This window comes from Enterobacter sp. WP_7_1, assembly GCF_003688535.1.
GTDB lineage: Bacteria > Pseudomonadota > Gammaproteobacteria > Enterobacterales > Enterobacteriaceae > Enterobacter > Enterobacter asburiae.
Genome location: NZ_REFK01000001.1, coordinates 25,558 through 44,829, shown reverse-complemented (window position 1 = coordinate 44,829; position 19,272 = coordinate 25,558). Strand labels below are relative to the sequence as shown.

The 19,272-nt window shown below is 53.5% G+C and carries 21 protein-coding genes, 1 tRNA gene and 1 pseudogene; 2 read left to right on the top strand and 21 right to left on the bottom strand.

Annotated elements, in window-relative coordinates:
* Positions 1-108: 108 nt before the first annotated feature.
* The 11 genes and pseudogenes from BJ885_RS00250 to proB all read right to left on the bottom strand — a co-directional run bounded on the left by BJ885_RS00250 (position 109) and on the right by proB (position 7,883).
* Entirely contained in the window at positions 109-984 is an 876-nt protein-coding gene (locus BJ885_RS00250) for a tyrosine-type recombinase/integrase (RefSeq protein WP_121931776.1), read from the bottom strand.
* Positions 977-1,222 (bottom strand): host cell division inhibitor Icd-like protein, encoded by a 246-nt coding sequence (locus BJ885_RS00245; protein WP_089591343.1) that lies wholly within the window; start codon positions 1,220-1,222, stop codon positions 977-979. The genes BJ885_RS00250 and BJ885_RS00245 overlap by 8 nt, the downstream gene beginning before the upstream one ends.
* Positions 1,223-1,269: 47 nt before the next feature.
* Positions 1,270-1,458, bottom strand: a pseudogene (locus tag BJ885_RS23390) (ash family protein); the annotation flags it as partial.
* Positions 1,459-1,685: 227 nt separating this feature from the next.
* Positions 1,686-2,297: a BRO family protein gene (locus BJ885_RS00235; RefSeq protein ID WP_121930930.1), complete on the bottom strand. Its 612-nt coding sequence runs from the start codon at positions 2,295-2,297 to the stop codon at positions 1,686-1,688.
* A 21-nt stretch (positions 2,298-2,318) separates the two neighbouring features.
* Positions 2,319-2,531, bottom strand: a complete 213-nt coding sequence (locus BJ885_RS00230; RefSeq protein ID WP_074143186.1) for an AlpA family transcriptional regulator — start codon at positions 2,529-2,531, stop codon at positions 2,319-2,321.
* A 209-nt stretch (positions 2,532-2,740) separates the two neighbouring features.
* Positions 2,741-3,424 carry a hypothetical protein gene (locus tag BJ885_RS23385; RefSeq protein ID WP_224787900.1) on the bottom strand — a complete coding sequence of 228 codons (684 nt, stop codon included), beginning with the start codon at positions 3,422-3,424 and terminating at the stop codon, positions 2,741-2,743.
* A gap of 9 nt (positions 3,425-3,433) precedes the next feature.
* The gene (locus BJ885_RS00220; protein ID WP_006809974.1) at positions 3,434-3,805 is read right to left on the bottom strand and encodes a hypothetical protein; all 372 of its coding nucleotides are present in this window, start codon (positions 3,803-3,805) and stop codon (positions 3,434-3,436) included.
* 141 nt (positions 3,806-3,946) lie between these two features.
* Complete coding sequence (locus BJ885_RS00215; RefSeq protein ID WP_121930929.1) at positions 3,947-5,161, bottom strand: phage integrase central domain-containing protein; 1,215 nt, start codon at positions 5,159-5,161, stop codon at positions 3,947-3,949.
* A 166-nt stretch (positions 5,162-5,327) separates the two neighbouring features.
* Positions 5,328-5,403 (bottom strand) — tRNA-Thr (locus BJ885_RS00210).
* Between the two features lie 111 nt (positions 5,404-5,514).
* Positions 5,515-6,768, bottom strand: a complete 1,254-nt coding sequence (proA, locus tag BJ885_RS00205) for a glutamate-5-semialdehyde dehydrogenase (RefSeq protein WP_121930928.1) — start codon at positions 6,766-6,768, stop codon at positions 5,515-5,517.
* Between the two features lie 11 nt (positions 6,769-6,779).
* Entirely contained in the window at positions 6,780-7,883 is a 1,104-nt protein-coding gene (gene proB / locus BJ885_RS00200) for a glutamate 5-kinase (protein WP_008501877.1), read from the bottom strand.
* 304 nt (positions 7,884-8,187) lie between these two features.
* On the opposite strand from proB, the gene phoE reads away from it, so the two are divergent.
* On the top strand, positions 8,188-9,240 hold the full coding sequence (phoE, locus tag BJ885_RS00195) for a phosphoporin PhoE (protein ID WP_121930927.1): 1,053 nt from the start codon (positions 8,188-8,190) through the stop codon (positions 9,238-9,240).
* Between the two features lie 109 nt (positions 9,241-9,349).
* On the opposite strand, the gene crl is transcribed toward phoE, so the two are convergent.
* The 3 genes from crl to gpt form a co-directional block, all read right to left on the bottom strand.
* On the bottom strand, positions 9,350-9,751 hold the full coding sequence (crl, locus tag BJ885_RS00190) for a sigma factor-binding protein Crl (protein WP_023310506.1): 402 nt from the start codon (positions 9,749-9,751) through the stop codon (positions 9,350-9,352).
* Positions 9,752-9,808: 57 nt separating this feature from the next.
* The gene (gene frsA, locus BJ885_RS00185) at positions 9,809-11,053 is read right to left on the bottom strand and encodes an esterase FrsA (RefSeq protein WP_054829891.1); all 1,245 of its coding nucleotides are present in this window, start codon (positions 11,051-11,053) and stop codon (positions 9,809-9,811) included.
* A 106-nt stretch (positions 11,054-11,159) separates the two neighbouring features.
* Positions 11,160-11,618: a xanthine phosphoribosyltransferase gene (gene gpt / locus BJ885_RS00180; protein WP_010427903.1), complete on the bottom strand. Its 459-nt coding sequence runs from the start codon at positions 11,616-11,618 to the stop codon at positions 11,160-11,162.
* 260 nt (positions 11,619-11,878) lie between these two features.
* On the opposite strand from gpt, the gene pepD reads away from it, so the two are divergent.
* Positions 11,879-13,336, top strand: coding sequence for a cytosol nonspecific dipeptidase (gene pepD, locus BJ885_RS00175; RefSeq protein WP_029739704.1), 1,458 nt, complete (start codon positions 11,879-11,881; stop codon positions 13,334-13,336).
* 76 nt (positions 13,337-13,412) lie between these two features.
* Here pepD and dinB read toward each other — a convergent pair whose 3' ends face one another.
* The 7 genes from dinB to BJ885_RS00140 form a co-directional block, all read right to left on the bottom strand.
* The gene (dinB, locus tag BJ885_RS00170; RefSeq protein WP_121930926.1) at positions 13,413-14,471 is read right to left on the bottom strand and encodes a DNA polymerase IV; all 1,059 of its coding nucleotides are present in this window, start codon (positions 14,469-14,471) and stop codon (positions 13,413-13,415) included.
* A 107-nt stretch (positions 14,472-14,578) separates the two neighbouring features.
* Positions 14,579-14,782 (bottom strand): (Na+)-NQR maturation NqrM, encoded by a 204-nt coding sequence (gene nqrM, locus BJ885_RS00165; RefSeq protein ID WP_023615899.1) that lies wholly within the window; start codon positions 14,780-14,782, stop codon positions 14,579-14,581.
* On the bottom strand, positions 14,782-16,005 hold the full coding sequence (nqrF, locus tag BJ885_RS00160; protein WP_121930925.1) for an NADH:ubiquinone reductase (Na(+)-transporting) subunit F: 1,224 nt from the start codon (positions 16,003-16,005) through the stop codon (positions 14,782-14,784). The genes nqrM and nqrF overlap by 1 nt, the downstream gene beginning before the upstream one ends.
* Positions 16,006-16,015: 10 nt before the next feature.
* A complete protein-coding gene (gene nqrE, locus BJ885_RS00155; protein WP_008500255.1) occupies positions 16,016-16,612 on the bottom strand; it encodes an NADH:ubiquinone reductase (Na(+)-transporting) subunit E in 597 nt (198 codons plus the stop codon).
* 6 nt (positions 16,613-16,618) lie between these two features.
* The gene (locus tag BJ885_RS00150; RefSeq protein WP_121930924.1) at positions 16,619-17,257 is read right to left on the bottom strand and encodes an NADH:ubiquinone reductase (Na(+)-transporting) subunit D; all 639 of its coding nucleotides are present in this window, start codon (positions 17,255-17,257) and stop codon (positions 16,619-16,621) included.
* On the bottom strand, positions 17,250-18,044 hold the full coding sequence (locus BJ885_RS00145) for a Na(+)-translocating NADH-quinone reductase subunit C (RefSeq protein ID WP_023310500.1): 795 nt from the start codon (positions 18,042-18,044) through the stop codon (positions 17,250-17,252). Before BJ885_RS00145 ends, BJ885_RS00150 begins: the two co-directional genes overlap by 8 nt.
* A complete protein-coding gene (locus tag BJ885_RS00140) occupies positions 18,037-19,272 on the bottom strand; it encodes an NADH:ubiquinone reductase (Na(+)-transporting) subunit B (RefSeq protein WP_121930923.1) in 1,236 nt (411 codons plus the stop codon). The genes BJ885_RS00145 and BJ885_RS00140 overlap by 8 nt, the downstream gene beginning before the upstream one ends.

The following is a 19,272-nucleotide window of genomic DNA, read 5'->3' as shown; positions in this document are numbered from 1 at the left end:
CCTCCCCGTCCCTTAATGACTGGCGGGCAAAACAATATCGCGCGCTATTTAATTGCTCAGATACGTGATCGAGAAAAGCACCGAGACGGCAAAATTGGATAACCATTTTCATACAGATACCTCCATGGCCAGACGGGATTGAATGGCGGAGGCCTTACTGCCTAACTGGAGGTAAGTTCGGGTGATTGCCGGGTTACTGTGCCCGAGCATTTCAGAGGCGACCAGCAAGCCCTGTTCGCCGCCGGCGGACATGAGATTAAAGGCGGCAATCTTGCGGCTGGAATAGGCACTCAGGCGCAGACGCGTGTTTACCACGCGGGTAAACCACAGCATTACGTTGTGCAGTTTCTTCCAGATCGTCTGGCGGCTCACGCTACCTTCCAGAGACTGGCAACGGTTACTTTCAATCTGGCTGCGGGAAAATACCAGGTCGTCACCGATAAGATTGCGCTCCATGCGTTCCCGCAGTCGTTTGATGATGCCCGGCGGCAGCTGTTTGGTGTCGTGCTTCACTTCAGCCTTTGCCACCAGCTCAAACACGATCGCCTGTTCTTCTTCCGTCATGCCGGCGGCCAGCTCGTCGCAGCTCACGCTATCCCAGTGCATGTACCCAATGTGATCGCCAGCAAGCCGGGCAGCGTCCTTGCGCTGCTGGCGAACAATCTCGATCCCCTTCCGGGTCGCTCTGGCTTCCGCTGCTTTGGTCTGCTTCGCCACGATGATTGTTGCTATGCCGGTTTCCCAGTTGATGCAGGAGTAACGGAAGTTGCACACGTCGCTGGTACGCCAGCCGGTAACGGTAGCAATATCCCACCAGAGTAAAACCCATTCTGGCTGGGTCTGCTGGATGCGTTCGCGCAGTTTGCGCTGCTCTTCCCGTTCGTAAACGGGGGTCATGGTGCGGGTACCTTTCGTGGTAGTAGCTCTTACCACGTTGCCGCGCAGCTCGCGGGCTTTAGCTGTCAAGGTCTGGAGGTTAAACATGGCTACCTCCCAGTTTCGCAACATCCAGTTCAAACGCGCCGCTGCTGTACTGATAAAGCGAACATTCAGAGCGAATTTTGGCGGCAAAGATAAGATCCCAGCGGGAATAAAACTCGCGGGCTTCTTGCTCACTGTCGGCAACGATGCGGATAACAACGGGAGTGCAGGTCCGGTCTTTCGGCGTACCGAGGAAAAGCCAGGTGAACTTGGGCAGTTTTTGGGTTGGGGTAGTAGCCATGTGGCAGCCTCCATACAGTGGTCTAGATAACCACCACCGGAAACGCCAATTTCACTGGTGGTGGACTGAGCAGGGTTGGCGTAACCGGACTGTATGGACTCCGGCGCGGATTTCTCCGCCCCCACCCAGCCCACCATAATTTTGCTAGCAGAGCGGTTTTGAACCACAACGCGTGAAAATAGGTGAGACGGATCAACGGCACAAAAAAAGACGCTTGGCGCGTCATGTGTCGCCATACAGTCATTCAGGACGCCAATCCTGGCACCAGATTTTGCCGGTGCTTTTAAAGCATACCCTTCAGCGGAATAACAAGGCAAGGAGTTTTTGGGGTGAGCGAAGCCCTGCCCCAGATGGGCATAAATGTTCTTCATGGCATTAACCTTTTCGAATTGTTTAGTGAGCTGTCGCGACAAACTTATTTTGAGTGCTCAACATCGCAAGAGCACGCAAGTTATTCACGAACTCAATTTTTTTCATCCGTTAAAGGGCGAACTTCAGTAAACGGCTCATGACAATCTTCGCCTAACAGCTCGGGCTGATACTTACGCCATAGCTGGCTCTCCTCCCGCACAAGAGCCTCTTTTACTGCCTTACACTGCTGCAACTTATACCCGCGTTTGCTGGCCTCCTGCTGATAAGCAGCCATGCGCCGGCTGTAGTCATTCAGGAACACGAACGGCACACCATAAGAGCCAGTTTTGCGGATAGAAGGGATAACCTCGCGAAATACCCAATTACTGAAACGATGGGCGAATGTGCCCGGCGTAATAGCTTTACGGCTGCGGGCGATCAGCTTGTAGAAACCAGATTCAGAGACAGCGCTATGATTTGGGTTCCCGCGAATACCGTAAGTTAAAGTTACGGTATTTCTCTCGTCATCATCCAGAGCCTGCAACGCCATGCGCGAATTGGATAGTTCCAGCGCCGCGCAAACATCTTTTGCAACGAACCACGGTTCACCGTTGATCTTAACAATACGGACTTTCGCGGCCTCAAATTTAATGACCGAAATATCATCACTGCTGTTTTCTGGGTGAGCAAGACCCTGCCCGGCACGGGCATTTTTGATAGTCATATTAGTTTTCCCCGGGCTAAGTTACAGTTGTGGCTTTGTGGAAATTAACGCATCACGCTCTTCGATCCTCTGGCTTATCCATTCGTCAATTTCACTTTCAACAAATGCGATAGATCGGGCTCCAATTTTAACTGATTGTGGAAAGCGATTTTCTTTAAGGAGACGATAGATCCACGCTTTGCTATAGCCTGTTCGTTTCTGTACTTCTGCAAATCTAATTAATGAATAAGACATATATACCTCGTGTCGTCTAATGAAGTTCACGAGAATAATTTAATCAGAACTAGAACTATGATTGTGGAAACCGATATAAGATTGTTGGAAGGGATGACAGATAGCCTACAGGCCATAAAATCGTTTTTTTAAGTGCGTTTGGAAATGACTAAAGCATGAACGCGAGACTTTGGAAGTTGAGACCCGCGTTCACATTAACTTTGGAAATGCTAACCATCGCTTTCTGGAAATGTGACTTCCAAAGCCTCCTTTATGAGGTTTGTCATCTGTTTTTCCGTCACTACCATCCCTTGATATCCCAGAGTAGCCAGGTTCTGTGCAACCGCACGAGCAATTGCCAGTTTGTTCAGGCGCTCACCATTTCGATAGCTCTTACTTGATTTTTCGAGGGCGATAGCCATACCTGCAATCATCATCAATGCAGTGTTTTTACCGGGGAACTCCCCCCATTGATCTAGATAGACCTGATTTGTTTGTTCATTTACAGTTGGTTGCTGTAAGGGTAAAGGCCAGTTGAAATTATGTTCTGTAACCCATTTTTCAACCTCACTACGCACGAGCATACAATCACGCCGATCATGATCCATGTTATCGTAGTGGGAAATATCCCTTGCGGTTAGTTTTGAATTATCAATCGCATCCCAGAGAGATTCTTTATAAGCTTCATATTCGTGAGATTTTTCACCTGTAATATTTTCTCTTGGATTTGCGCCAACAATTAAACGTGCAGAGTCACTAAGAGAGATGCTATCTCTTGAAAGATATGGAACAAGCCAACTTGGTAAATTTTTCTTTAACCCAATGTTATATTCCAATAAATTATCATGCAGATTAAGGCCTAACGTTTTCTCAATCTCTGAACGATTAAATCCTATAAAATCAAATGAATTCATAGCATCACCTTAAAATGGAATATCATCATGAAAATTGAGATCTGAAGAGCTAGAGGTTTGCTCTTGGCCTTCTTGTGTCATAGATGGAGTCCATCCCTCGTAAGGAGGTTCATCCATAGTAGGGTTTGCCATAACACTGCTAAGCATTTCATAAGCACTAAAAGAAGGATCACCGAAGGTTGGTCGTCTGGTGATTCCACGAGAGTCTTGTATTAATAGACTCGGCGCGTATTCTTGTTCTTCATCAAGTTTAATGATTATCCAATTTGCGATTTGATCCCTTGTCATATCAGGGAATTTTGCCTCAATTCGAGCAATCAATTCCCTAATGCTTATAAACTGCTGTTTTTTTGCTTTGAGCTCTACTGCTGGATTAAGCATACGCCACCTCGCGTCCTCTATCTGGTGGCATTGCCAGCCCGCAGAGGTGCGCGGGTTTTCGGTGATCAGCCTAGACAATGCCTAATTATTGTTCGTCTACTGAAGTCTACTACTGTCAATTAGCACTGTCTATACATACAGTTAAGCGCTTTTTCCAAACGTTCCATGTACTACATTTTCGCTGTTTTCCAACGCCTCCATATAGTCGGCATACCACTGGAGCATTTCGCGGCGGCCATCCAGATACTGGGCGTGGTTGTACGTTCCTCGAATAGAGTTTTTGTCGACGTGTGCCAGCTGCGTTTCTATCCACGCGGTGTTGTAGCCCTGTTCGTGCAGGATGGTACTCATGGTGTGCCGGAAACCGTGCCCGGTGACTTTTCCGTTATAGCCAATCCGCTTAAAGACTTGGTTTATGCTGGCTTCACTCATTGTTTTTCGCGGATCGTTACGGCCTGGGAACACAAGCGGGTAATTGCCTGTTAGCTCTTGGATCTGACTAATAAGCGTAAGGGCTTGCCTGGACAACGGCACCACATGAGGGCGACGCATTTTCATGCGTGAGGCGGGTATTTCCCAGACCGCCTTACTGATATCGATTTCATGCCAAAATGCCCCACGGAGTTCGCCGGGACGCAATCCGGTGAGAATCAGCAAACGAGCAGCCAAAACTACTAACTCGCTTCCTGAATATCCTGACAACGCATTGAAGAAATCAGGCAATTCTTTAGGTGTGAGGAAAGGAAAATGATTGGACTCGTGCCCTTGCATCGCGCTGGTGAGATCCGGGGCGGGGTTATACTCAGCTCGACCGGTGACTATTGCGTAACGGAAAACTTCCCCACAGCGCTGCCTAACTTTTCTTGCCTTTTCGGTAGCGCCGCGCCCCTCAATGCGCCGCAGCACATTCAACAGTTCAAGCGGTTTGATTTCGGCTATTGGTTTTTTGCCAATGTATGGGAATACATCTTTATTGAAAGCTTCGAGAATGTCTGAAGCATAACCAGCAGACCATTTTTTTAGTTTGCTGCTGTGCCATTCAAGGGCAATATCTTTGAAGGTGTTGTTTAACTGAATTTCACGGGCAATCTTCTCCTCCCGTTTCGCTTCCATAGGATCGATACCCCCAGCGATACCCCTTTTGGCTTCTTCACGTTTTGCCCTAGCATCGGCCAATGTGACTTCAGGATACACGCCAAGCGCTAACAGCTTCTCTTTGCCGGCTACACGATACTTGAGCCGCCAGTATTTGCCGCCATTAGGTTTAATCAGGAGATACAAACCACCACCATCAGCCAGCTTGTAAGGCTTATCTTTAGGTTTGGCGGCATCCACCTGCCGGGCGTTTAGTTTCACTTGGGGGTACCTCCTCTAGACCGAACAGCATATACCCCCATAAGTACCCCCAAACAACCGTAGATTTCAGGGAACTTTAGTAGACGTAAAAATACTAAAAGGGGCTGTAAAGCGCAGAGTATAAGGGGTTTCAGTGAACTTTAGTAGACTTGGGGAGACGTTAGAATGGTGCCGATAATAGGAGTCGAACCTACGACCTTCGCATTACGAATGCGCTGCTCTACCAACTGAGCTATATCGGCCCTGAGAGGCCGGTTACGAGTGTAACCACGGGGCAAAAGGTTAGATCTATCCGGGTGATGCGTCAATGCCCTTTTGAATCAAACGGCTACTTTTGCATCACCCGTGATTATTTACGCACGAATCGTATCGTCGCCGAAGCCGATCCACTTGTACGTGGTCAGCGCTTCAAGCCCCATCGGACCGCGCGCGTGCAGTTTCTGCGTGCTGACCGCCACCTCGGCCCCGAGGCCGAACTGGCCGCCGTCGGTGAAGCGGGTGGAAGCATTCACATACACCGCAGAGGAATCCACTTCGTTCACGAAGCGATCGGCATTGCGCAGGGTGCGCGTCAGGATCGCGTCAGAATGCTGCGTGCCATGTTCACGAATGTGCGCAATGGCGTCGTCGAGATCGGCAACAATTTTCACGTTCAGATCCAGTGACAGGAACTCATCGTCGTACTGCTCCGCTTTTACTGGAACAACGTTAGCCGGGCCATCCTTCAGCAGTGCGAGCGCACTGGCGTCAGCATGCAGCGTCACGCCGCTCTCTGCCATCTGTTTGCTCAAGGCAGGCAGGAAGATGTTCGCAATATCCTGATGCACCAGCAGCGTTTCTACGGTGTTACAGGTGCTTGGACGCTGGGTTTTCGCGTTAAGGATAATCTTCAGCGCTGGTTCAATCTCAGCGCTGTCGTCGACCACGATATGGCACACGCCGATACCGCCGGTGATCACCGGAATCGTCGACTGCTCGCGGCACAGCTTGTGCAGGCCCGCGCCGCCGCGTGGGATCAGCATGTCGATGTATTTGTCCATGCGCAGCATTTCGTTGACCAGAGCGCGGTCTGGGCTCTCGATCGCCTGTACGGCCCCCGCCGGTAAGCCACACTCTTCCAGCGCCTGCTGAATGACTTTCACCGTCGCGGCGTTGGTGCGCCATGTCTCTTTCCCACCGCGCAGAATAGCGGCGTTACCGGTTTTCAGGCACAGAGACGCAACATCCACCGTCACGTTTGGACGGGCTTCATAAATAACGCCGATAACGCCGAGCGGCACGCGGCGGCGCTCAAGGCGCAAACCGCTGTCGAGCAGCCCGCCGTCGATCACCTGCCCTACCGGGTCAGCCAGATTGCAGACCTGACGCACATCGTCGGCGATGCCTTTCAGGCGTGCCGGATTCAGCGCCAGACGGTCGAGCATCGCTTCGCTCAAGCCGTTTCGACGCGCTTCCAGCAGATCCTGCTCGTTGGCGAGCAAAATTTCCTGAGACTGGGATTCCAGATAATCAGCGATTTTTTCCAGCACGCGGTTTTTCTCGCGGCTGGAAAGGAGCGCCAGTTTGTAAGAGGCAGCCTTCGCGGCAGCGCCCATTTGTTCCAGCATGTTCTGGCTCCTTAACGAATAATCATGTCATCGCGATGCACGGCAACCGGACCATATTCATAGCCCAGAATGGCGTCGATCTGCTGCGAGTGGTGACCCGCGATGCGGCGCAGGGCATCGCTGTTATAGCGGCTTACGCCGTGGGCGATGTCGCGGCCTTCGAGGTTACGGATACGGATCACTTCACCACGGGAGAAGTTGCCTGTCACGCTTTTAATTCCTTTAGGAAGTAATGAACTTCCTCGTTCCAGAATCGCGGCGGTTGCCCCTTCATCAACGACGAGTTCGCCAGCAGGAGGCGCGCCAAAAATCCAGCGCTTGCGGTTTTCCAGCGGGGATTCCTGGGCGTGGAAGCGGGTGCCGACGGAGATGCCTTCCATCACGTCACCAATCACGCCAGGGCGGCTGCCCGCCGCAATGATGGTGTCGATACCGGCGCGGCACGCTACGTCAGCGGCCTGCAGCTTAGTTCCCATCCCGCCCGTTCCGAGGCCTGAAACGCTGTCACCGGCGATGGCGCGCAGCGCATCGTCGATGCCGTGAACGTCGGTAATCAGCTCGGCTTCCGGGTTAGAGCGCGGATCGGCGGTGAACAGCCCCTGCTGATCGGTCAGAAGCAGTAATTTATCGGCACCGGCCAGAATCGCGGCCAGCGCCGAGAGGTTATCGTTATCACCCACTTTGATTTCAGCGGTAGCAACGGCATCGTTCTCGTTAATGACCGGAACAATATTGTTGTCCAGCAGCGCGCGAAGGGTATCGCGGGCGTTCAGGAAGCGCTCTCTGTCTTCCATATCCGCACGCGTCAGCAGCATCTGCCCGACGTGGATACCATAGATGGAGAACAGCTGTTCCCAGAGTTGAATGAGTCGGCTTTGGCCCACGGCGGCCAGCAGCTGTTTGGAAGCGATCGTCGCGGGGAGTTCGGGGTAACCCAGGTGTTCACGCCCGGCGGCAATCGCCCCGGAGGTCACAATCACAATACGATGCCCTGCGGCATGTAACTGAGCGCACTGACGTACAAGCTCAACAATATGGGCGCGATTTAGGCGGCGCGATCCGCCTGTTAAAACACTGGTACCGAGTTTTACCACCAGCGTCTGGCTGTCACTCATGATTCTCTGCCGTTCAACGATAAGGGAAAGTAATGTCGAACGAACGTTTTAACAGGAGTCAGCCCCGTTGCCAACTGCCTTAGCACATCGCGAAACACTTTGTTGCGCGGGATCAGGAAGCCTAGCGGGAAAGTTTGACACTTTTATTACCGAAATAATAAATCACAGTTTTTTAAAATTATTCTTAGTTTGTCATAAAAGTTTCATTCCAGAACGATAAAACCCTTTCTGTTTTTTCACGGGACTTAAGCATGAGCTTATCGTCCAGCGAATTTTTTAGCGCGTTTATAAGACAGGATCGAAAATGAAAAAGAGCACTCTGGCATTAATGGTTATGGGCGTAGTGGCTTCTGCATCCGTTCACGCAGCTGAAGTTTATAATAAAGATGGTAATAAACTGGACGTGTACGGCAAAGTGAAAGCCATGCACTACATCAGTGATGATGCCACCAAAGATGGCGATCAGACTTACGTTCGTTTCGGTTTTAAAGGCGAAACGCAGATTAACGATCAGCTGACGGGCTATGGCCGTTGGGAATCTGAATTTGCAGGTAACAAAGCTGAGAGCGACTCCTCTCAGAAGACGCGTCTGGCGTTCGCTGGCCTGAAGCTGAAAAACTTTGGTTCACTGGATTACGGCCGTAACCTGGGTGCCCTGTATGACGTCGAAGCATGGACCGATATGTTCCCTGAATTCGGCGGCGATTCTTCCGCGCAGACCGATAACTTCATGACCAAGCGTGCTACCGGCCTGGCCACCTACCGTAACACCGACTTCTTCGGCGCGGTTGACGGTCTGGACATGACGCTGCAGTACCAGGGGAAAAACGAAAACCGTGACGCCAAGAAACAGAACGGTGACGGTTTTGGTACCTCTCTGACCTATGACTTCGGCGGCAGCGATTTCGCCGTCAGCGGTGCCTACACCAACTCTGACCGCACCAACGCTCAGAACCTGCTGGCGCGTGGCCAGGGCCAGAAAGCAGAAGCCTGGGCAACCGGTCTGAAATATGATGCGAACGATATTTATCTGGCTGCAATGTATTCTGAAACCCGCAATATGACGCCAATTTCCGGCGGTTTTGCAAATAAAGCGCAGAACTTTGAAGTTGTCGCGCAATATCAGTTCGACTTTGGTCTGCGCCCTTCCCTGGGCTATGTCCAGTCTAAAGGCAAAGATATCGAAGGTATTGGTGACGAAGATCTGGTGAAATATATTGACGTTGGCGCGATCTATTACTTCAACAAAAATATGTCCACCTTTGTTGATTATAAAATCAACCAGATTGACGACAAAAATAAACTGGGCGTGAGCAGCGATGACATCGTTGCACTGGGTATGACCTACCAGTTCTGATGATGCGGAATAAAAAAACCGGCTTGAGGCCGGTTTTTTTGTCGGGGATTAATGCGGTCTGGTGCCCTCACCCCGGCCCTCTCCCACAGGGAGAGGGAGGAGAAGACTATCAGGCAGTCAGCTTCACCGCTTCGCTGGAAAAGTCATCCGCGGGTTCGAACTTGAGATCCAGGGTAGCCAGCAGCGCGCGTGCCTTATCGTGGAACTCTTTTAGCGTATATTCCAGGCGGTCAATCACTTCCTGATCTTTAATGGTGGTCGCCTGCCAGTTGCCGTCTTTATTAAACAGGCCAAACTGGTAGCTATACGTAAAGCGTTTTTCCTCTGCTTCCATTTCCATCCACCAGCCCCAGAATTCACGTTTTTCGGGTGCAGGCTTCACGTTGACGCATACAGCCAGGCAGTCGAAAAAAAAGCGATTCTCTTCACACTGCTCTTCTCGAATATACGGGCCGAGAGCCATAAACTTCTTAATCAGTCTACTTTTCGGGTGTCCACTCGGTAACGTCATTGCGATCTCCTTTTGTGAAGCCACTGTTTTACCAAACCAGCGAAATTTAGCAATCTATTAACACAATCTCTGAGCGATCCAGCGCGTAATCTCTTTCAGTGATTTGTCGAAATTCTGATAGACCGGGCTGAACGGCACCTCAAGCAATTTGCCATCCGCAGATGACGAAGTGATTAATCGCGACTCTTCTTCCGGGCTGAACGGATCGTTTTTCCAGAAGCCAGAGAGCATCGGCGTTGGGCAGCGACGTCCCAGCAATCCCTGCGTTTTTAACGAGTAGCGATTGAGCTCAACGCGCAGCGCTTCGTCTGATGCATCATGCATGCCAAGGCGGCTGGCCAGCACATCAAGGTACATTTCAGGTACGCTCCCCTGGCGTGCAGGATCGCTGAGCAGGGCGTGAACGACCGGGCCGAGGCAGGCGACGGCTTTCAGACGAGAAGATTCAAGATAAGCCAGACGCACCGCGACGTTCGCGCCGAAACGGAAGCCGAATGCCGCCACGCGGGTGTGGTCAACCCACGGAATGTTCTCCAGCGCTTTGAGCGCATGCTGGTGCAGCAGGCTGGAATCCTGAGTCAGTTTCCATTTGGATGAAAAACCAATTGATGGCATATCAAGCGTCAGCATCGCGATCCCTTTTGGTGCGAAGTAACGCTCATACAGGCTGTAATAATCAATTTGCAGCGAATCCAGCCCGCCGCACATGAGGACGGTCGGGAACGGACCTTCACCTTCAGGCATATGCAGGAACCCGGTAACGGACGCGCCCCCTGAAATGGTGAACTCAAGTTCACGCATCCGGCCCGGCAGACGTTGAGCCGCCTCCTGATAGGCGCGATTGGCCAGCGCCTGAGCCTGCTCTGCCAGTTCATCCCCTTTTAAATGAGGGTATGCGGCAATGCCGTAAAGGTTAGCGGCGTGCAGCCATTGCTTGCCGCTGCGCGTGGCATCCTCTTCCTGGCTGGCTTTTTGCTGCCAGAGCATCGCCTGTTTAGACCACTCGTAGATCCAGTTTCCGCCGCGGTAGCCCACCACCGTGTCGTAGAGTTCGCTGTCGGTACGTTCGGCTTCACTCATCACGATACGTGCCTGCACATCAAGGATTTCACGGGGGTCAATACCGCGCCAGATCCACATCAGGCGGTTAATCATGCGATACCAGTGAGGCACGTTTTTACCGTCTAACGCGGACTGGACGGCAGGCTGGGTACCCGGATTAAAGCGACGCACCAGCGTCGACGTTTCAGGGTGTTTGAAACGTGGTTTGAAGAGAGTCTCGGTGAGATTCGCCTGCGTCATTGCGTTGCCTCCATGAATACGTCGTATAGAGACTATTGTAACGCGCGTCAGACTAAAAAAAACAACGCCCGGCATCACCGGGCGTTAAAATAATTGCGGAACGTGATTAACGACCAGAGATTGGCGGTACGAAGACCACGCCCATATCCCATGGCTGTTCAATCCAGGTGTCCTGCGGGATATCAATCACGTAATCGTCTACCAGCGGGCGGCCAGCAGGCTTCGCGAAGATAGTGACGAAATGTGCTTTCGGATACATTTCGCGGATAGCAACCGCAGTACCGCCGGTATCCACCAGGTCATCAATAACGATGAAACCTTCGCCGTCGCCTTCCGCACGTTTCAGCACGGTCAGCTCGCGCTGGTTGTCATGGTCATAGCTGGAGATGCAAACGGTATCGACATGACGAATACCCAGCTCACGTGCCAGCAGCGCCCCCGGTACCAGACCGCCACGGCTGACGGCAATAATGCCTTTCCACTGTTCGGAAGGCATCAGACGCGCAGCCAGTTTGCGTGCGTGAATCTGCAACATGTCCCAGGTGACGACGTATTTTTCGCTCATGTGAAGTGTCCCAGCCTGTTTTTATACGGCTTAAAAAGTGTTCGAGGGGGAAATAGGTTGCGCGAGATTATAGAGATCTGACGCACTAAAAACCAGTGTTTAGCGCCCTCTGCCTGAGTTTTTACATGCTTTATGCTACCAGCCAGCAGAGAAAGTGGTATTCTCAGTTTCATCTCGCAAGCCTGACTTGTGGTAACTATTAACCTGCTAACCCTGTGACCTGCAACCCTGTTTGCAGCGCCTCGACAAGGAGACTTATCGTGTCTGAACTGTCTCAATTATCTCCGCAGCCGCTGTGGGATATTTTTGCGAAAATCTGCTCCATTCCACACCCTTCCTACCATGAAGAACAGCTTGCCGAACATATTATGGGCTGGGCGAAGGAAAAAGGTCTGCATGCTGAACGTGACCAGGTTGGCAACATTCTGATCCGCAAACCGGCTACCGCAGGCATGGAAAACCGCAAACCGGTTGTGCTGCAGGCGCACCTGGACATGGTGCCACAGAAGAATAACGACACCGTTCACGACTTCACCAAAGACCCGATTCAACCGTACATCGACGGCGACTGGGTGAAAGCACGCGGCACCACGCTGGGCGCGGATAACGGCATCGGTATGGCCTCTGCGCTGGCCGTGCTGGCCGACGACAGCGTTGAGCACGGTCCGCTGGAAGTGCTGCTGACCATGACCGAAGAAGCAGGCATGGACGGCGCGTTCGGTCTGCAGGCGAACTGGCTGCAGGCGGACATCCTGATCAACACCGACTCTGAAGAAGAAGGCGAGATCTACATGGGCTGCGCGGGCGGGATTGATTTTATCTCTACCCTGCCGCTGTCGCGCGAAGCGATTCCTGCTGGCTTCCAGACCTTCAAGCTGACGCTGAAAGGGCTGAAAGGCGGCCACTCCGGCGGCGATATTCACCTGGGTCTGGGTAACGCCAACAAGCTCCTGGCGCGCTTCCTGGCAGGCCATGCGGCCGAGCTGGATTTGCGTCTGGTGGACTTCAACGGCGGTACCCTGCGTAACGCGATCCCGCGTGAAGCCTTCGCCACCGTAGCGGTTCCAGCGGCAAAAGCGGACGAGCTGAAAAAACTCTCCACCGTATATCTGGATATCCTGAAAAACGAACTGTCGGCGAAAGAGAAAAACCTGACCGTGGTGCTGGAATCTGTTTCTACAGATAAAGCCGCGCTGACCGCGCAGTCTCGTGACACCTTCGTTCAGCTGCTGAACGCGACGCCAAACGGCGTGATCCGCAACTCTGACGTGGCGAAAGGCGTAGTGGAAACCTCACTGAACGTGGGCGTAGTGACCATGAGCGACGACAGCGCGGAAATCATCTGCCTGATCCGCTCGCTTATAGACAGCGGTAAAGAGTACGTGGTGAGCATGCTGGAATCTCTGGGCACGCTGGCGGGCGCGAAAACGTCTGCAAAAGGCAGCTACCCGGGCTGGCAGCCGGATGCAAGTTCTCCGGTGATGGCGCTGGTGCGTGAAACCTATCAGCGTCTGTTCAACAGCACCCCGAACATTCAGGTGATCCACGCCGGTCTGGAATGTGGCCTGTTCAAGAAACCGTATCCGGACATGGATATGGTGTCCATCGGGCCAACCATTACCGGCCCGCACTCGCCGGATGAGCAGGTTCATATCGAAAGCGTCGGTCACTACTGGACGCTGCTGACTGAGCTGCTGAAAGCGATCCCCGTTAAGTAATACCCTCACCCCAGCCATCTCCCACAGGGAGAGGGTGAAAAACGTAGGCCCGGTAAGCGTAGCGCACCGGGCTTTTTTACAATCCCAGAACCAGCTGGCGCTCTAACTGCGGATCCAGCAGCGTGACGTGTAAACCCACCAGCCTGACCCCTCGCCCGCCCCGGCGCTCTTCCCATGCCTTTTTCGCCGTCGCGAGAAGATCGTCTTTATTCAGACGCGGCCAGACGTGTTCCTGCGTGGTCTGCTGGAAGTCATTGAATTTTAATTTGATACCCTGACGGGCAATGAGCAGGTCCGGCTTCACCTTGCTTAAGCGTCGTTCCAGCTCAGGGTAAAGCTGTTCCGTGATAATGGTTTCGCATTCGGACCAGTCATGAATATCTTCAATGAGGGTGCGCTCAACGCCGACGGATTTCCGCAGCCGCTCGCTGTTCACATCGCGATCGTCAATTCCCTGGCTGCGCTCCCACAGCACGCGGCCAAACTTTCCAAAGCGCTTGAGCAGCATGGCGAGATCGCTTCGCTGCACATCTTCGCAGGTGCGTAGCCCCATGCTTTCCAGCTTTGCGGCGGAGACTTTTCCCACGCCGGGTATTTTGCCAAGCGGCAGCGTTTTCAAAAACGCCGGCACCTCGTCAGGCGTGATGACGTACTGACCGTTGGGCTTATTTAAATCGGAGGCGATTTTGGCAAGGAATTTAACGGGCGCGACGCCCGCCGAAGCCGTCAGATTCAGCTCGTTGAAAATCGTCTGGCGGATCTCCTGCGCCATCAGCGTGGCGGAGCCGTGACAGTGCACGCTGTCGGTCACATTCAGATAGGCTTCGTCCAGCGACAGCGGCTCTATCAGAGAGGTATAGCGGGAGAAGATTTCCCGAATATGAAGGGAAGCCTCTTTATAGGCTTCAAAACGGCCTGGCAGAAGCGTGAGATGAGGGCAAAGCTTTAAGGCCATCGCCGTCGGCATGGCGCTGCGCACGCCAAATTTGCGCGCAGGATAGTTGGCGGTGCTGATGACACCACGCTGAACGCGGCTGCCGCCAATGGCGATGGGAATATCCCGCAGCGCCGGGTTGTCACGCATCTCCACTGCGGCAAAAAAGCAGTCCATATCGACATGGATTATTTTGCGCATAGTAAGCCCTCACTTATCACTGGATAAGTATACAGTAAACAAATGAGGGTTGAGAAGTGTGGGTGGGAATTGTCGGGAGACGGCTTCGCCTTACCCGACCGACAAGACTAAATAATGCGCTGCTGTTCGCGGGCCATCCTTTTCTTCCGCGCATCGCACGGTTCCGGGCAGTCGCAAACCTTTTCCATCCCAATAGAGGAAATACCGCCGCAGCTGCCCTGAATGCTTTTCCGCTTAACGATCCAGCCTAACGACATGCCGAAGATGACAAGCACAAAAACCACAAAGGTTGCCAGAAACGTCAGCATCATCAGCCTCCAAAGTCATCGAGCAAGATGTTCTCATCTTCGACACCGAGATCTTTCAGCATCTTAATCACGGCGGCGTTCATCATCGGCGGACCACACATATAGAACTCGCAGTCCTCAGGCGCCGGGTGCTGTTTGAGGTAGTTTTCATACAGCACGTTGTGGATGAACCCCGTAAAGCCCGTCCAGTTATCTTCCGGCTGCGGATCGGAAAGCGCCACATGGAAGGTGAAGTTCGGGTTTTCACGCGCCAGCTGTTCAAACTCATCTTCATAGAACATCTCGCGCAGCGAGCGCGCGCCGTACCAGAAGCTGATCTTACGCTGGCTACCCAGCCGCTTGAGCTGGTCAAAGATGTGCGAGCGCATCGGGGCCATTCCGGCACCGCCGCCGATAAAGACCATTTCCGCATCGGTATCTTTCGCGAAGAACTCCCCGAACGGGCCGGAGATCGTCACCTTATCGCCAGGCTTCAGGGACCAGATGTATGACGACATGACGCCCGGCGGTGCATCCGGCACATTCGGTGGCGGCGTGGCGATACGCACGTTGAGCATGATGATGCCCTTCTCTTCCGGGTAGTTGGCCATTGAGTAGGCGCGCAGCGTCGGCTCTTTCACCTCAGATACAAAGCGGAAGAGATTGAATTTGTCCCAGTCGGCGCGGTACTCATGCGGCACGTCAAAGTCCGCATAGGCCACAGCGTGCTCAGGGCATTCAATCTGAATGTATCCTCCGGCGCGGAACGGGACATGCTCGCCTTCCGGCACCCGCAGCTTCAGCTCTTTAATAAAGGTGGCTTTGTTATCATTAGAGATAACCTCGCACTCCCACTTTTTGACGCCGAAGATCTCTTCCGGCAGCTCAATCTTCATGTTCTGACGCACCGCGACCTGGCAGGCCAGACGACAGCCCTCTTTTGCCTCACGCTTTGTGATATGCGCCAGCTCGGTTGGCAGAATATCGCCACCGCCCTCTTTTACCGTCACGCGGCACTGCCCGCAGGAACCGCCGCCGCCGCAGGCTGAGGAGACAAAAATGCCGTTACCGGAGAGCGTGTTGAGCAGCTTGTCTCCCGCCGACGTGCGGATCTGATTCTGCGGCTCGTCGTTAATATCAATGACCACGTCGCCGGAATTTACCAGCTTCGCGCGCGCCGCCAGAATAAGCCCTGACAGCACCAGTACAATCAGCGTGAACATCACCACGCCAAGGATAATTTCCATCTGTTTGCCCTTATAGCTGCACACCGGAGAAGGACATAAAGCCCAGCGCCATCAGCCCGGTGGTGATAAAGGTGATCCCCAAGCCACGCAGACCCGCAGGCACGTTGGCATATTTCATTTTCTCGCGGATCCCCGCCATGGTGACGATCGCCAGCATCCAGCCGATGCCGGAACCAAAACCGTACACTACGGATTCGCTGAAGTTGTAATCACGCTGCACCATAAACGAGACGCCACCAAAGATGGCGCAGTTCACCGCGATCAGCGGCAGAAAGATCCCCAGCGCGTTGTAGAGCGACGGGAAGTACTTATCGAGGATCATCTCGAGGATTTGCACCAGCGCCGCGATCACCCCGATAAAGGTGATGAAGTTCAGGAAGCTGAGATCAACCCCTTCCACCAGCGCGCCGTCCCGCAGCACAAAGTTGTACACCAGATTGTTGATCGGTACAGACAAGCCGAGCACCACGGTGACCGCGATACCGAGACCAAATGCCGTCGACACTTTTTTGGAAACCGCAAGGAACGTACACATGCCGAGGAAAAACGCGAGCGCCATGTTTTCAACAAACACCGCCCGCACAAACAAACTCAGGTAATGAGCCATCGTCGGTTACTCCTTTTCCTGCTGTTCTGGCTTCAGCGTACGAATCAGCCAGATCAACAAACCGATAATGAAAAACGCGCTAGGGGCCAGCAGGAACAGGCCGTTTGGCAGATACCAGCCGCCGTTCTGCACCGTGTCCAGCACCGTGATGCCAAACAGCTTGCCGCTGCCAATCAGCTCACGCAGGAACCCCACGGTCAGCAGGACCACGCCGTAGCCCAGGCCGTTGCCGATACCGTCCATAAAGCTCGCCAGCGGCGGCATTTTCATGGCGTAGGCTTCCGCACGCCCCATGACGATACAGTTGGTGATAATCAGCCCGACAAACACCGAGAGCTGTTTGGAGGTTTCATAGGCGAAAGCGCGCAGCAGCTGATCGACCACGATCACCAGCGAGGCGATGATCGCCATCTGCACGATGATCCTCACGCTGTTGGGGATATGGTGGCGGATCATCGAGATAAACATGCTGGAGAACGCCGTGACCAGCGTTACCGCCAGCGTCATCACAACCGCCGTTTCCAGCTTGGTCGTCACCGCCAGAGCAGAACAGACACCCAGCACCTGGAGCGTGATCGGGTTATTGGCGAGCAGTGGGCCAATGAGCACTTTTTTAACTTCTTTCAGTTCACCGGTATCAGCCATTGTTCAGCGCTCCTTCACGTACGTTTTTCAGGAAAGGACCAAAGCCCAGCTCGCCCATCCAGAAATCAAAACTGTGCTGCACGCCTTTTGAGGTGAGCGTAGCGCCGGAAAGCCCGTCAACGGCGTAGTCGTCACCGGGACGTGCCGCCCCTTTCATCACCTTCAGCGCAGGCAGGCCGTTATCGTCGAGCACTTTCTTGCCGACAAACTGTGCCCGCCAGTTAGGGTTTTCAACTTCGCCACCCAGCCCCGGCGTTTCGCCCTGGTCGTAATACGTAATGCCTTTGACCGTGCGGCCATCGGTATCAAGGGCCACAAAGGCATACATCATTGACCACAGACCGTTACCGTAAATAGGCAGTACCACTTCCTGAATACGTTTTTGGGGGTCGCGGACCAGATAGATTTCGGCCAGGTTGCTGCGACGCTTAATCCCGGCGGGATCTTGCGATGCCTCCAGCGTCAGGCTCATCTGCGGATCTTTTAGCGCCAGCGCCTGGTTGAATTTTGCCGGGTCTTTATCCAGCAGTTCACCCGTTTTTAAATCCACCAGACGCGCCGAAATACGTTCAGCAAAGACGGCCGAAACGTCGTCTGCGCTCATTCCTTCCTGCATCAGCCCGGCGACGGCCAGGATGTTGCGCTGTTTATCCAGCGCACGTTGCTCCTGCTGCAGGGGTTTTAACCCCACGGCAGAACCGGCCACGACAATAGAACAGACCAGACAGAGCACCAGCACCACCAGCAGCGTTTTGCTGATGCTGTCGTTATTTTTAACTTCAGCCACGCGCCTTCCTCCGCTTAATGTTGGCCCGCACCACCAGGTAATCGAAGAGTGGCGCAAACAGGTTGGCAAACAGAATGGCCAACATCATCCCTTCCGGATACGCCGGGTTGACCACGCGGATCAGGACACACATCGCGCCAATGAGCACGCCATAGCTCCATTTACCTTTGTCTGTAAACGAGGCAGAGACGGGATCCGTCGCCATGAACATCATGCCGAACGCGAAGCCACCCAGCACCAGATGCCAGTACCACGGCATGGAGAACATCGGATTGGTGGTCGAACCGATAACGTTAAACAGGGTGGCGGTCAGCACCATGCCGATCATCACGCCCGCAACGATCCGCCAGGAGGCCACGCGACCAAAAAGAATGATCGCGCCGCCAAGCAAAATCATCAGCGTAGAGACTTCTCCGATGGAGCCCGGAATGTTGCCCATAAAGGCATCAAACCAGGTGACTGGCTGACCTGTCGCGTTGTTAACCAGCGTTTCGCCGCCGTGTGCCGCCCACTGCGAAAGCGGCGTCGCGCCGGAAAAACCGTCTGCCGCCGTCCACACGAGGTCGCCCGAGATTTGCGCCGGATAAGCAAAGAACAGAAACGCGCGTCCCGCCAGCGCCGGGTTGAGGAAGTTCCGCCCGGTGCCGCCGAAGATCTCTTTGGCAATCACCACGCCGAAACTGATGCCAAGCGCCGCCTGCCAGAGCGGTAGCGTCGGGGGAACAATCAGGGCAAACAGAATAGAGGTCACGAAGAAGCCTTCGTTGATCTCATGTTTACGGATAATGGCAAACAGCACTTCCCAGAAGCCGCCCACGACAAATACCGTGATGTAAATTGGCAGGAAGAACACCGCGCCCAGCGTCATCATGCTCAGCCAGCCCGCGTCTGCGGCGAAGCTCACCCCTAACGACTGGGCCAGACGGTAGTGCCAGTCGGACTGGATCACCTGCGCCAGCTGCTGGGCATCGTACATGTGGTGCAGCGCCGGAATGGTCTGCAGGCCGACGTTGTACATTCCCCAGAACATCGCGGGGAAGACTGCAAACCACACCAGGATCATCATGCGTTTCAGGTCGATAGCATCGCGAACGTGCGCCGCCCCTTTCGTCACCAGGCCCGGCGTGTAGAAAATGGTCGTCGTTGCTTCATATAACGGGTAGTACTTTTTGAGCTTCCCTTCGGTAAAGTGCGGCTCAATTTTTTCAAAGAGGTGTTTTAAGCCCAT

What these genes read in the sequence shown, in the direction of transcription:
- BJ885_RS00250 (WP_121931776.1), bottom strand. Translation starts at nt 984, where the DNA reads ATGTTTAACCTCCAGACCTTGACAGCTAAAGCCCGCGAGCTGCGCGGC.
- BJ885_RS00245 (WP_089591343.1), bottom strand. Translation starts at nt 1,222, where the DNA reads ATGGCTACTACCCCAACCCAAAAACTGCCCAAGTTCACCTGGCTTTTC.
- BJ885_RS00235 (WP_121930930.1), bottom strand. Translation starts at nt 2,297, where the DNA reads ATGACTATCAAAAATGCCCGTGCCGGGCAGGGTCTTGCTCACCCAGAA.
- BJ885_RS00230 (WP_074143186.1), bottom strand. Translation starts at nt 2,531, where the DNA reads ATGTCTTATTCATTAATTAGATTTGCAGAAGTACAGAAACGAACAGGC.
- BJ885_RS23385 (WP_224787900.1), bottom strand. Translation starts at nt 3,424, where the DNA reads ATGAATTCATTTGATTTTATAGGATTTAATCGTTCAGAGATTGAGAAA.
- BJ885_RS00220 (WP_006809974.1), bottom strand. Translation starts at nt 3,805, where the DNA reads ATGCTTAATCCAGCAGTAGAGCTCAAAGCAAAAAAACAGCAGTTTATA.
- proA (WP_121930928.1), bottom strand. Translation starts at nt 6,768, where the DNA reads ATGCTGGAACAAATGGGCGCTGCCGCGAAGGCTGCCTCTTACAAACTG.
- proB (WP_008501877.1), bottom strand. Translation starts at nt 7,883, where the DNA reads ATGAGTGACAGCCAGACGCTGGTGGTAAAACTCGGTACCAGTGTTTTA.
- phoE (WP_121930927.1), top strand. Translation starts at nt 8,188, where the DNA reads ATGAAAAAGAGCACTCTGGCATTAATGGTTATGGGCGTAGTGGCTTCT.
- crl (WP_023310506.1), bottom strand. Translation starts at nt 9,751, where the DNA reads ATGACGTTACCGAGTGGACACCCGAAAAGTAGACTGATTAAGAAGTTT.
- frsA (WP_054829891.1), bottom strand. Translation starts at nt 11,053, where the DNA reads ATGACGCAGGCGAATCTCACCGAGACTCTCTTCAAACCACGTTTCAAA.
- gpt (WP_010427903.1), bottom strand. Translation starts at nt 11,618, where the DNA reads ATGAGCGAAAAATACGTCGTCACCTGGGACATGTTGCAGATTCACGCA.
- dinB (WP_121930926.1), bottom strand. Translation starts at nt 14,471, where the DNA reads ATGCGCAAAATAATCCATGTCGATATGGACTGCTTTTTTGCCGCAGTG.
- nqrM (WP_023615899.1), bottom strand. Translation starts at nt 14,782, where the DNA reads ATGATGCTGACGTTTCTGGCAACCTTTGTGGTTTTTGTGCTTGTCATC.
- nqrF (WP_121930925.1), bottom strand. Translation starts at nt 16,005, where the DNA reads ATGGAAATTATCCTTGGCGTGGTGATGTTCACGCTGATTGTACTGGTG.
- nqrE (WP_008500255.1), bottom strand. Translation starts at nt 16,612, where the DNA reads ATGGCTCATTACCTGAGTTTGTTTGTGCGGGCGGTGTTTGTTGAAAAC.
- BJ885_RS00150 (WP_121930924.1), bottom strand. Translation starts at nt 17,257, where the DNA reads ATGGCTGATACCGGTGAACTGAAAGAAGTTAAAAAAGTGCTCATTGGC.
- BJ885_RS00140 (WP_121930923.1), bottom strand. Translation starts at nt 19,272, where the DNA reads ATGGGCTTAAAACACCTCTTTGAAAAAATTGAGCCGCACTTTACCGAA.